This window comes from Streptomyces sp. NPDC096152 (assembly GCF_044763235.1).
GTDB lineage: Bacteria > Actinomycetota > Actinomycetes > Streptomycetales > Streptomycetaceae > Streptomyces.
In genome coordinates this window covers 469733-481951 of sequence record NZ_JBIWFW010000005.1, presented here as the reverse complement: position 1 = coordinate 481951, position 12219 = coordinate 469733, and the positions used below count along the sequence as shown (strand labels likewise).

9 protein-coding genes are annotated in these 12219 nt (G+C 73.9%); 4 read left to right on the top strand and 5 right to left on the bottom strand.

The window, feature by feature from the left end; all coding sequences use genetic code 11:
- Nucleotides 1–185: 185 nt before the first annotated feature.
- From ACIQ9G_RS19890 to ACIQ9G_RS19875, 4 genes are read right to left on the bottom strand one after another with little or no spacing between them, the layout of a single operon-like run.
- Nucleotides 186–905 carry an ABC transporter permease gene (locus tag ACIQ9G_RS19890; protein ID WP_356181252.1) on the bottom strand — a complete coding sequence of 240 codons (720 nt, stop codon included), beginning with the start codon at nucleotides 903–905 and terminating at the stop codon, nucleotides 186–188.
- Nucleotides 906–915: 10 nt separating this feature from the next.
- Entirely contained in the window at nucleotides 916–1827 is a 912-nt protein-coding gene (locus tag ACIQ9G_RS19885; RefSeq protein ID WP_356181255.1) for an ABC transporter ATP-binding protein, read from the bottom strand.
- The gene (locus tag ACIQ9G_RS19880; protein ID WP_403610992.1) at nucleotides 1824–2747 is read right to left on the bottom strand and encodes an ABC transporter permease; all 924 of its coding nucleotides are present in this window, start codon (nucleotides 2745–2747) and stop codon (nucleotides 1824–1826) included. Before ACIQ9G_RS19880 ends, ACIQ9G_RS19885 begins: the two co-directional genes overlap by 4 nt.
- Complete coding sequence (locus ACIQ9G_RS19875) at nucleotides 2737–3711, bottom strand: ABC transporter ATP-binding protein (protein ID WP_403611311.1); 975 nt, start codon at nucleotides 3709–3711, stop codon at nucleotides 2737–2739. The genes ACIQ9G_RS19880 and ACIQ9G_RS19875 overlap by 11 nt, the downstream gene beginning before the upstream one ends.
- 318 nt (nucleotides 3712–4029) lie before the next feature.
- Here ACIQ9G_RS19875 and ACIQ9G_RS19870 point away from each other — a divergent pair, with 318 nt between their 5' ends.
- From ACIQ9G_RS19870 to ACIQ9G_RS19855, 4 genes are all read left to right on the top strand, one after another.
- Nucleotides 4030–5787, top strand: coding sequence for an SDR family oxidoreductase (locus ACIQ9G_RS19870; protein WP_403610989.1), 1758 nt, complete (start codon nucleotides 4030–4032; stop codon nucleotides 5785–5787).
- A gap of 159 nt (nucleotides 5788–5946) precedes the next feature.
- Nucleotides 5947–6495 (top strand): RNA 2'-phosphotransferase, encoded by a 549-nt coding sequence (locus ACIQ9G_RS19865; RefSeq protein ID WP_403610982.1) that lies wholly within the window; start codon nucleotides 5947–5949, stop codon nucleotides 6493–6495.
- 71 nt (nucleotides 6496–6566) lie between these two features.
- Nucleotides 6567–7469: an LLM class flavin-dependent oxidoreductase gene (locus ACIQ9G_RS19860; protein WP_403610979.1), complete on the top strand. Its 903-nt coding sequence runs from the start codon at nucleotides 6567–6569 to the stop codon at nucleotides 7467–7469.
- A 162-nt stretch (nucleotides 7470–7631) separates the two neighbouring features.
- The gene (locus ACIQ9G_RS19855) at nucleotides 7632–8561 is read left to right on the top strand and encodes a Cof-type HAD-IIB family hydrolase (RefSeq protein ID WP_403611308.1); all 930 of its coding nucleotides are present in this window, start codon (nucleotides 7632–7634) and stop codon (nucleotides 8559–8561) included.
- Here ACIQ9G_RS19855 and cydD read toward each other — a convergent pair.
- Nucleotides 8530–12186: a thiol reductant ABC exporter subunit CydD gene (cydD, locus tag ACIQ9G_RS19850; RefSeq protein ID WP_403610976.1), complete on the bottom strand. Its 3657-nt coding sequence runs from the start codon at nucleotides 12184–12186 to the stop codon at nucleotides 8530–8532. The two genes, ACIQ9G_RS19855 and cydD, sit on opposite strands and share 32 nt — an antisense overlap.
- Nucleotides 12187–12219 lie beyond the last annotated feature (33 nt).

The window sequence follows — 12219 nt, the reverse complement described above, 5'->3', positions numbered from 1 at the left end:
CCCTCGGCAGCACGCCCGAGGGCGGCCCACGCGACGGCGTGTCGCGTGCTCGAAGCGGCCGCCCCGGGCGGGGCGCCGGTCGCGTCCCGGCGCCGTCCGCACCACCACTGTGCCCGGACGCCGCCGCGTACGCCATCGAATATGGGCAGGTCGCCGGTCCCGCCGCGGACGGCGGGACCGGAGGGTCACTCCTCGCCGGCCAGGGTGAGCGAGCGCAGCTTCTGCCCGGCGAACCAGGTGGCCAGCACGGTCACAGCGACCAGCAGCACCGTCGCCGTCGTCAGTCCGACCTCGGAGGTCACGAGGTCCCCGCCGGCCACCTTGTGCGCCACCGCCAGCGACCACTGCTGGACGCTCAGCGTGCGCGCCCCGGGCACCAGGGAGCCGAACAGCGCCTCCCAGACCAGCGCGTAGACGAGGCCGAAGACCACCGCGTGCCGGGACACCGTGCCGAGCAGCAGGAAGAGCGCCGCGTAGGCGATCGAGGCGACCAGCGCGGCCACCGTGTAGGCCACCGCGATCTGCTGGCCGTTGCCGTTGAGGATCAGACCGGCGATCAGCGTCGGCACGGCGGAGAACACCATCGTCACCGCGATCGCCACGATCAGCTTGGTGAAGATGATCGTCGGCCGCTTCAGCGGCTTGGACAGCAGGTACACCACCGAGCCGTCGTCGATCTCCGGGCCGATGGCGCCGGTGCCGGCGATGACGCCGATGAGCGGCACCATGGTGGCGAGGGCGAACCCGCCGAGGACGTTCACCGCGGTCTGGTCGTCGGCGCCGGCGAGGGCGCGGACCGCTACGGCGATCACGATCAGCAGCAGCGGCAGCGCGCCGAGGACGAGGGCGCGACGGCGGCCGAGCAGGCCGCGGTAGGTGAGCCGGGCGACTGTGGGGTCGTACATCTTCGGCCTCCTACGCCGCGACCAGATACGAGAAGACGGACTCGAGGGACTCGTCGGACGGCGAGACCGTGAGCAGGCGGATGCCGTGGTCCCTGGCCACCCTCGGCAGCAGGGCGGTGAACCGGCCGAAGTCGACGGCCTGGATCCGCAGGGCGCCCTCGGCGAGGTCGACCTCGATGCCGGACGTGGACGGGTCGGCGATCAGCGCGGCGGCGAGGGCGCGGTCGTCGCTGGAGCGGACCAGGTAGCGGTGCGGCCGGTCGGTCATCAGGCGGCGGATGCGGCGGAAGTCGCCGCTGGCCGCGTGGCGTCCGGCGACGACGACCTCGATGTGCCGGGCGAGCTGTTCGACCTCCTCCAGGATGTGCGAGGAGAACAGCACCGTGCGGCCCTCGTCGCCCATGCGCCGCAGCAGGTCCATCAACTGCATCCGCTGGCGCGGGTCCATGCCGTTGAACGGCTCGTCGAGCAGCAGCAGCGAGGGATCGTGGACCAGTGCGGAGGCCATCTTCACGCGCTGCCGCATGCCCTTGGAGTACGTGGAGATCTTCCGGTCCTGCGCGTACTCCATCTCGACCGTGGCGAGGGCGCGCTGGGCGGCCTTCGCGCCGAGGCCGTGCAGTTCGGCGTTGGCGAGGACGAACTCGCGGCCGGTGAGGAAGTCGTACATCGCCTCCCGCTCGGGGACGACGCCGATGTGCCGGTAGATCCGCTCGTTGCGCCACACCGGCTGCCCGTCGAGGGTGACGGAGCCGGTGGAGGGGGCGAGGAAGCCGCCCATCATGTTGATCAGGGTGGACTTGCCGGCGCCGTTGGGGCCGAGCAGGCCGGTGACGCCGGGGCCGATCGTCATGGTGACGTCGTTGACGGCGACCACGTTGCCGAACCATCGGGAGACGTGGTCGATGCTGAGGGTCGTCACAGTCCCACCTTCTTGTAGCGGCGCACGAGGAGGCCGTGGCACGCGGCGATGAGTCCCAGCACCGCGAGGACGTAGACGACGCCCTCCGCGTGGGAGGGGCCCGCGCCGGCCCCGCCGGGGAAGGACGAGGTCGCGCCCAGGAAGGCCGTCTGCACGCCGTCGATGAGGGTGAGCGGCGAGAAGAGGCCGATCCAGGCGATCGCGCCGGTGCTGCCCTGGGCGTCGGCGATGGCCTGCAGGGTGGAGACGGCGCCGTAGGAGATGGTCAGGACGGCGATCACGGCGGCGATGCCGAAGCCGCGGCGCGGGGTGACGGCGGCGACGACCAGGCCGATCCCGGCCAGGAGCAGGGAGAGCAGGGTCACGGAGACGAGTCCCTCGGCGAATCCTCTGGTCTGGTCGGCGAAGTCCATCTTGGCCAGCAGCGCCCCCACGTACAGCACGAGCAGCGGCGCGGCGGTCAGGACGAACAGCGCCGAGGCCAGGGCGGCGTACTTGGCGCGGACGTAGTCGGCGGTCTCGATGGGCCGCGAGAAGTACAGCGGCACGGTCTTGAAGCGCAGGTCGCGGGAGACCGACTGGGGTGCCTGCGAGGCGACGTACAGGCTGATGACGCCCTGCATGATGATGGCGTAGCGCGTGTAGTCGACGGGCAGGTCCTTCATCTTCGTGGCGACCGCGACGGCGACCATGATGGCCGCGGGCACGCACATCACCACGAACAGCAGCATCGGCAGCACCTTGGACTTCAGCGAGCGGCCGAGGCCGTAGGCGCCGCGCAGGGACTGCGAGTACAGCGAGCGGCGGGCGTAGGCGCGGCCGAGGCGGGGGCCGTCGTAGCCGCGGTAGCCGATGTCGTGGATGCGGGTCTGGTCTCCCGAGGGCGGGACGGGTGTCCGGGTGGGCTGCTCAACCGCCATGGCCGACCGCCTCCTTCCGCTCTGCGCCGTGCTGTGCGTCGTCGTCCCGGAAGACCTCCGAGATGTGGTGCCTGCGCTGTTCCATGCGCACCAGGCCGAGGCCGAGGTCCGCGATGACGTCCCGCACCACGTCGTACGTCTCCTCGCCCCGGGCGGTGAGCAGCAGGACGTGGCCGGCGCCCGGCAGGCCGGTGCCGTCCTGGGTCGCCACCCCGCGCGCGTGGAGCGCGTCGCGCACCGCGCGGGTGCCGTCCGGGTGCTCGTCGGTGTCGGTGACCTCGACGGCGAGGGTGGTCGTGGTCTGGGTGAAGTCGGTGGTGGAGCTGGAGCGGAGCAGGGTGCCGCCGTCGATGACGACGACGTGGTCGCAGGTGCGCTCCAGCTCGCCCAGCAGGTGCGAGGTGACCAGGACCGAGATCCCGAAGTCGGTGTGGATGCGGCGGATCAGGCCGAGCATCTCGTCGCGGCCGACCGGGTCGAGGCCGTTGGTGGGCTCGTCGAGGAAGACCAGCCGCGGGTCGTGCACCAGGGCCTGGGCGAGCTTGACGCGCTGCTTCATGCCGGTGGAGTAGCCGCCGATGGGGCGGTAGCGCTCCTCGTAGAGGCCGACGTGGCGCAGCGTGTCCGCGGTGCGCTCGCGCGCGGCGGTGGGCGGGAGGCCGGACATGCGGGCCATGTGGACGACGAACTCGGTGGCCGAGACGTCGGGCGGCAGGCAGTCGTGCTCCGGCATGTAGCCGACCCGTTCGCGGATGGCGGCGCCCTGGGTGGCGACGTCGAGGCCGAGCACCTCGGCGCGGCCCTCGGTGGCGGGGGACAGACCCAGCAGGATCTTGATCAGGGTGGACTTGCCGGCCCCGTTGGCGCCGACGAGTCCGGTCACACCGGGCCCGACGTCCACGGAGAGCCGGTCGAGCGCGGTCACCCGGGGGAACCGCTTGCTCAGGCTTTCGGTCGCGATCACAGTCACGTCGTAGACGGTAGTGACGCCCGCCGGGGCCGTCGTCAGACCCCAGAGCAGTCTTGGTGTCAGCCTCCAGTCGTACGGGGCCGCGGAGGTCCCCCTGAGGTCTCAGCCGGACCGGCCGTTCTGCCTGGTTCCTCCCCCCTCTGCCGCGGCCTCCCCCCGCCCCTCCCCGCTATTGACGATCGGTCTAACAACTGCCACAGTCGCCAGATCACGTAACGGACACATACTGCGGCCGAAGGGCTGGGTGGGCCGGTGGACGGTGGAAGGCGGGCGCGGGGCGGTGCCGCGCCGGGTGGAGGGGACGGGGCGCGCGTGCCCTCACTGAAGGGGGCGCGGGAGCGCCGGGTCCCGACCGGCGGGGTCGAGCTGTGCGTGGCCGAGCTGGGCGACCCGGCGCGGCCGACGGTCGTCCTGGTGCACGGCTACCCGGACAGCAAGGAGGTCTGGTCGGAGGTGGCCGGGCGGCTCGCCGACCGCTTCCACGTCGTGCTGTACGACGTACGGGGCCACGGGGGCTCCACGGCGCCCCGGCCGCTGCGCGGCGGCTTCACCCTGGAGAAGCTCACCGACGACTTCCTGGCCGTGATCGACGCGGTCAGCCCCGGCCGGCCGGTGCACCTGGTGGGCCACGACTGGGGCTCGGTGCAGGCCTGGGAGTTCGTCACCGTCGGGCGCACCAAGGGCCGGATCGCCTCCTTCACCTCGATGTCCGGGCCCTCGCTCGACCACTTCGGCCACTGGATCGGCCGGCGGATCAAGCGGCCCACCCCGCGCCGGGTCGGACAGCTCCTCGGCCAGGGCGCCCGGTCCTGGTACGTGTACCTGCTGCACACGCCGGTGCTGCCGGAGCTGGCCTGGCGCGGCCCGCTCGGCAGGCGGTGGCCTGGGATCCTCCGGCGCATGGAGAAGGTGCCCGGCGGGGACTACCCGACCGCGTCGCTGCCGACGGACGCGGCGCACGGCGCCTGGCTGTACCGGGACAACGTCCGGGCCCGGCTGCGCAGGCCGCGCCCGGACGCCTACGCCCACGTGCCCGTGCAGCTCGTCACGCCCGAGGGGGACGCGTTCCTGTCGGAGCGGCTGTACGACGAGCTGGAGCGGTGGGCGCCGGACCTGGTGCGCCGGACGCTGCCCGCCGGGCACTGGATCCCCCGCACCCGGCCGGACCAGGTGGCGGCCTGGATCTCGGAGTTCGTGACGGCCACCGAGGGCGGGCGTCCCGTACCGGCGGCGACCGGGAAGTACGCCGACCGATTCGGCGGACAGCTCGTGCTCGTCACCGGGGCGGGCAGCGGCATCGGGCGGGCCACGGCGCTCGCCTTCGCCGAGGCCGGGGCCCGGGTGGTCGCCGTCGACCGGGACGCGGAGGCCGCCGCCCGCACCGCCGAGCTGTCCCGGCTGCACGGGGCGCCGGCCGCCTGGGCGGAGACGGTGGACGTCTCCGACGAGCAGGCGATGGAGAAGCTCGCCGCGAAGGTCGCCGACGCGTACGGCGTGGTGGACGTGCTGGTCAACAACGCCGGCATCGGACTGGCCGGCCCCTTCCTCGACACCACGCCGGAGGACTGGCGGAAGGTCCTCGACGTCAATCTGTGGGGCGTGATCCACGGCTGCCGGCTCTTCGGACGGCAGATGGCCGAGCGCGGGCAGGGCGGCCACATCGTCAACACCGCCTCCGCGGCGGCCTACCAGCCCTCCCGGGCGCTGCCCGCCTACAGCACCTCCAAGGCCGCGGTGCTGATGCTCAGCGAGTGCCTGCGCGCCGAGCTGGCCGGGCGGGGCATCGGCGTCACCGCGGTCTGTCCCGGCTTCGTCAACACCGCCATCACATCGACGGCGCGCTTCGCGGGGGTCGGCGCCGAGGAGGAGCGGCGCCGGCAGAAGCGCGCGGCCCGCCTGTACGGGCTGCGGAACTACCCGCCGGAGAAGGTCGCCGACGCGATCCTGCGCGCGGTCGCCCGCAACGAGGCGGTGGTCCCGGTGACGCCGGAGGCGCGGGTGCTGCGCGCGATGTCCCGGTTCACGCCGGGGGCGCTGCGCAGACTCGCGCGGGCCGAGCCGCCGCTGTGAGCGGGAGTCGCTCCAGTCGATCTTGCCAAACCCCCGAGCGGGCGGGCGGTTGTCCACAGAATCGCGGCTCAGCCTGTGGATAACCCCGCCTGCTTGTGGATCAAACCTCCGCCGGGAAATTCGACTGCGTGATCCGCGTCTCCCCGGCAGGCTGGGGAGATGGACGAAAGACGCACCGTCACGGTGTCGAAGTACCTGTCGAAACACCTCCGCCACCAGCCCGAGCGGATCGGGCTGCTGCCGGACGCGGCCGGCTGGGTGGAGATCGACGTGCTGATCGCGGCGGCCGGCGCACACGGTTTCCCCTTCACGCGCGAGGAACTGGACCACGTGGTCGCCGTCAACGACAAGCGGCGCTTCGCGATCGAGGGCACTCGGATCCGCGCCAGCCAGGGGCACAGCATCGAGGTCGCCCTCGGGCTGCCGCCCGCGAACCCGCCGGCCCACCTCTTCCACGGGACCGTGGCCCGCCATCTGGACGCGATCCGCTCCGAGGGGCTCCGCCCCATGAACCGCCACGACGTGCACCTCTCACCGGACCGCGAGACCGCGACCCGCGTGGGCGCCCGCCGGGGCCGCCCGGTCGTCCTCTCCGTCGACGCGGCCGCGATGCACCGCGACGGCCATGTCTTCCACGTCAGCGCGAACGGGGTGTGGCTGACGCGGGCGGTGCCTCCGCGGTACCTGCGCTTTCCGGGGGGCCTGTAGAGGTTCCGGCGGGTCGGACGCGGGCGGTCGCCGTTTCACGTGAAACCGCGGCGGCGCATAGGCTCGGGGCCATGAGCCTGCGCCTGAGCACCGTGATCCTCCCGTACCGCCGCTGGCACGAGGGAGGCCGCGCGGCATGGACGCGTGCCGAGGAGCTGGGCTTCCACACCGCCTACACCTACGACCACCTGTCGTGGCGCAGCTTCCGGGACGGCCCCTGGTTCGGTGCCGTGCCGACCCTGACCGCCGCGGCGGCCGCGACCGAGCGGCTGCGCCTGGGCACGCTGGTGACCTCGCCGAACTTCCGGCACCCGGTCACCCTCGCCAAGGAGCTCATCTCACTCGACGACATCTCCGGCGGCCGCGTCACGCTCGGCATCGGTGCGGGCGGCACCGGATTCGACGCCACCGCGCTCGGCCAGGAGCCCTGGACCCCGCGGGAGCGGGCCGACCGGCTCGCCGAGTTCATTCCGCTGCTCGACCGGCTGCTGACCGAGGACGCCGTGTCGTACAAGGGCGACTTCTACTCGGCGCACGAGGCACGCAACATCCCCGGCTGTGTGCAGCGGCCCCGGCTGCCGTTCGCGGTGGCGGCCACCGGTCCGCGCGGGCTGCGGCTCGCCGCGCGTCACGGACAGGCGTGGGTGACCACCGGCGACCCGAGGCTCTACGAGAACGGCACCCCGGAGCAGTCGCTCCAGGCGCTGCGCGACCAGAGCGACAAGCTGGCCGCCGCCTGCGACGCGATCGGGCGGGACGTCTCCGAGCTGGACCGGATCCTGCTCACCGGGTTCACCCCGGACCGGGGCCGTCCGCTGGAGTCTCTCGACGCGTTCGTGGACTTCGCCGGACGCCACAAGGAACTGGGGTTCACCGAGATCGTGGTCCACTGGCCGATCCCCGACTCGGACTTCGCGGCCGACGAGAAGGTCTTCGAGCAGATCGCCCGGGAGGCACCGGCCCAGCTCGGATGACGTCTGGGGGGTGTCTCCTCTGCGGCGGGTCCCGGGGGAGGGTCCGCGAGGTGGGCTCCCGGGGTGGACGTGGACTCCGTGAGCAGGGCTCTGCGGGGTGGCTCCTCAGATGTGCGGAGGTCCTCATCACATGTGCGCGGTCCCGCCCGGCCGGGCGGGCATGTGCGGGACAATGGCGTGGTGACCTCAGCGACTCGACAGCCCGCGATCCCGGCCGCCTCACCCATGCTCTCGACCTCGCGCGAGCGGGGCGGTGCCCCCGCCGGCCCACCGCGGCTGATCGCCACCGACCTCGACGGGACGCTGCTGCGCGACGACAAGTCGGTGTCCCCCCGCACGGTCGCCGCCCTCGCCGCCGCCGAGGAGGCGGGCGTCGAGGTCTTCTTCGTCACCGGCCGCCCGGCCCGGTGGATGGACGTCGTCAGCGACCATGTGCACGGCCACGGCCTGGCGATCTGCGGCAACGGCGCCGCCGTGGTCGACCTGCACGGCGGGCCCGGCGCCCACCGCTTCGTCAAGGTGCGGGACCTGGGCCGGGAGAACGCGCTGGACGCCGTGGGACTGCTGCGGGACGCGGCGCCGGGCACGGTGTACGCGGTCGAGCAGACCTACGGCTTCTACCAGGAGCCGGCCTATCCGAAGCTGCACATGGAGGTGCCGGACACGCGCGCGCCGGCCGAGGAGCTGCTGGCCGTGGACGGGGCCGGCACCGACCAGCCGATCCTGAAGGTCCTCGCCTACCACCCCGAGCTGGACCCCGACGCCTTCCTCACCCTCGCCCGCCTGGCCGTCGGCGAGCGCGCCACCATCACCCGGTCCAGCCCCAGCGCCCTGCTGGAGATCAGCGGCCCGGGCGTCTCCAAGGCCAGCACGCTCGCCCTGTGCTGCGCCGAGCGAGGCATCTCGCACGAGCAGGTCGTCGCCTTCGGCGACATGCCCAACGACGTGGAGATGCTGACCTGGGCCGGCCGCTCCTACGCCATGGGCAACGCCCACCCGGCCGTGATCGCCGCGGCCTCCGGGCGGACGGTCGCCAACAACGAGGACGGGGTCGCGGTCGTCATCGAGCAGCTGCTCGCGGAACGGCTGTGACGGGCGGCGCTCCGCCCGGCCGGGACGGGGCCTGGCGCGCCGCCGTCAGAAGCTCCGCCTCCGCCTCCCGCGTCACCATCCGCCGCAGCGGCCCCGGCAGGGCGGCCAGCTCCGCGTAGGGGCCCCGCTGCACCACACGCCCCCCGTCGAGGACGAGCACCTCGTCGACGCTCTCCAGCCCGGCCAGCCGGTGCGTGATGAGAAGCGTCGTACGGCCCTCGGTGGCGGCCAGCAGATCGGCGGTGAGGGCGTCGGCCGTCGGCAGGTCCAGGTGCTCGGCGGGCTCGTCGAGCACGAGGACCCGGAAGTCGGCGAGCAGTGCGCGGGCCAGCGCCAGCCGTTGCCGCTGCCCGCCGGACAGTCGCGCGCCGTGCTCGCCGACGAGCGTGTCGAGGCCGTCGGGCAGGCTGTCCACCCAGTCGAGCAGCCGGGCCCGCGCGAGCGCGTCCCGCACCTCGGCCTCGGTGGCGTCCTTCCTCGCCAACAGCAGGTTCTCCCGTACGGAGCTGTCGAAGAGGTGCGCGTCCTGGGCGCAGAGCCCGACGCTCCGCCGTACGTCGTCGCCGTCCAGGGCGTAGGCGTCGATCCCGCCCAGCGTGTAGGCACCCGCCCGCGCGTCCAGGAACCGCAGCAGCACCTGGGCCAGCGTGGTCTTGCCGGACCCGGAGGGCCCGACCACCGCGATCCTGCGCCCCCGGTCCAGCGTCAGGTCGAGGCCGCTCAAGGCATCGCTTTCCTGTCCCGCGTGCCGGGCCGTGAGGCCGGTCACGACGAGCGGGAAGGGAGAGGCGGGCGCGCGCCCCGGCCGTTCCGGTTCACGGACGGGCTCGGGGGCGTCCAGGACCTCGTGCACCCGCTCCGCGCTGCGGCGCACCCGCTGCCGGTACTGCGCGGCGAGCGGCATCCCGAGCACGGCCTCGAACGCGACCAACGGGGTGAGGACGACGACGGCCATGGCCACCCCGGCCAGCCGCCCGTCCGCGACCCCCCGGGCGCCGGCGAGGCCCGCCGCCGCGACCGTCAGGCCCGAGATCAGCGCGGTGAGCCCGTCGCCCAGCGCGGTGGCCGTGGCGGCGCGCGAGGCGATCCGGGTGAGCACCGTGTCGGCCCGCCGCGCCTCGGCGGTACGGGCGGGCAGGGCGCCGGCGACCGTGAGTTCGGCGGTGCCGGTGAACAGGTCGGTCACCCGGGTCGCGAGCACCCCGCGGGCGGGGGCGAGCCGGCGCTCGGCCCGCCGGGCCACGGCACCGGTGACCAGCGGGACGCCGACCCCGGCGGCCAGCAGCCCGGCCGCCAGCACCGCCCCGGCCTCCGGCAGCAGCCAGGCCGTGAACGCCACGGAGGCGGCCGAGACCAGCACGGCGGCTCCGGCCGGCAGCAGCCAGCGCAGCCAGTAGTCCTGGAGCGCGTCCACGTCGGCGACGAGCCGGGACAGCAGATCGCCCCGGCGGGTCCGGCGCAGTCCGGCGGGCGCCAGCCGCTCCAGCCGCCGGTAGACCGCCACCCGGGTGTCGGCCAGCATCCGCAGCACCGCGTCGTGCGACACCAGGCGCTCGGCGTACCGGAAGACCGCACGTCCGATGCCGAAGGCGCGCGTCGCCGTCACCGCCACCATCAGGTACAGCACGGGGGGCTGCTGCGAGGCCCGCGAGATCAGCCACCCCGAGGTGGCCATCAGCCCGACGGCACTGGCGAGCGCGAGGCTGCCGAGCAGCAGGGCGAGAGCGAGCCGGCCGCGCCGGGGGCCGGACATGGCCCGGACGCGTGCGAGGACGCCACCGGAGACCGCCACGGCACCGCTCTCCGGCTCGACCGGCACGGAGGGGGCTACGGCCTCCCCTGCGGTCTCCGCCGCGCTCTCCGCCCCGCTCTCCGCCCCGCTCTCCGCCGCGATCATGCGGGCCCCGGAGGCGTTCGCGGCCCGCCGGGCACCCTCGGCTTCCGCACCCTCGACCCCTGCGCCCTCGGCCCCTGCGCCCTCGGCCCCTGCGCTCTCGGCCTCCCGGAGCCGCACCACCCGGTCCGCCACCCCCAGCAGCGCCGGACGGTGCACCACCAGCAGCACCGTCCGCCCGACGGACAGCCGCCGTACCGCGTCGACGACTTCGGCCTCGGTCGCCCCGTCCAGCGCGGCCGTGGGCTCGTCCAGCAGCAGGACCGGCCGGTCCGCGAGGAAGGCCCGGGCCAGCGCCAGCCGCTGCCGCTGCCCGGCGGACAGGCCGGCCCCGTCCTCTCCCAGCACGGTGTCCGCTCCCTCGGGCAGCGCGTCGACGAACTCCAGCGCACCGGCGTCGGCCAGCGCCCGCCGTACCGCCGCGTCGTCCGCGTCGGGCCGCGCGAGCCGTACGTTCTCGGCGATGGTGCCGGCGTACAGGTGCGGCCGCTGCGGCACCCAGGCGACACGGGACCGCCACTGCTCCGGATCGAGGTCCGCCAGATCGGCCCCGCCGATCCGCACCCGCCCTCCGGTGGGCCGGACGAACCCCAGCAGGACGTTCAGCAGGGTCGACTTGCCCGCCCCGCTCGGCCCGACCAGGGCCACCGTCTCTCCGGGTTCCACGGTGAAGGACACATTGCTCACGGCGTCGGCGGACCGGCCGGGATAGCGGACGCTCACGCCCTCGAAGACCAACGCCCCCTCCGGGACGGCGCCCCGGCCGGGCTCCGGCACCGGCGTCTCGAGGACGGCGAAGATCTCCTCGGCCGCTGCCAGCCCCTCCGCCGCCGCGTGGTACTGCGTCCCGACCTGACGCAGCGGCAGATACGCCTCGGGCGCCAGCACGAGGACGACCAGGCCGTCGTACAGGGCCAGATCGCCGTCGACCAGCCGCATACCGATGGTGACGGCGACCAGGGCCACTGACAGGGTCGCGAGCAGTTCCAGCGCGAACGAGGAGAGGAAGGCGATCCGCAGGGTCCGCATCGTGGCCCGCCGGTACTCGCCGGTGATGCGCCGGATGGACTCCGCCTGCGCCTTGGCCCGGCCGAACACCTTCAGGGTCGGCAGCCCGGCGACGACGTCGAGGAAGTGTCCGGACAGCCGGGACAGCAGCCTCCACTGCCGGTCCGTCCGCGACTGCGTCGCCCAGCCGATCAGCATCATGAAGACGGGGATGAGGGGCAGGGTGCAGACGATGATGGCCGCCGACACCCAGTCCTCGGTGACGATCCGCGCCAGCACCGCCACCGGGACGACCACCGCGAGCCCCAACTGCGGCAGATAGCGCGAGAAGTAGTCGTCCAGGGCGTCGACGCCCCGGGTGGCCAGGGCGACCAGCGAGCCGGTCCGCTGCCCGCCCGGCCGGACGGGACCGAGCGCCGCGGCCCGCTCCAGCAGCCGCCCGCGCAGCTCGGACTTCACCGCGGCGCTCGCCCGGTGCGCGGCCAGCTCGGTGAGCCAGGAGACCAGCGCGCGGCCGCAGGCGACGGCCACCAACAGCAGCAGGGAAGTGCGGAGTTCGGCGACCGGCAGCCGGTGCTGGAAGGCGCCCACCACCAGCTCGGCGAGGAGCATCGCCTGCGCGATGACCAGCCCCGCGCCGACGGCACCCAGGCCGATGACCGCCACGAGGAAGAACCGGGTGGCGCGGGCGTGACGGAGGAGGCGTGGATCGATCGGTTTCACGGGAGGCAAGCCCTTCGGCCCAGAGGGGTGTGT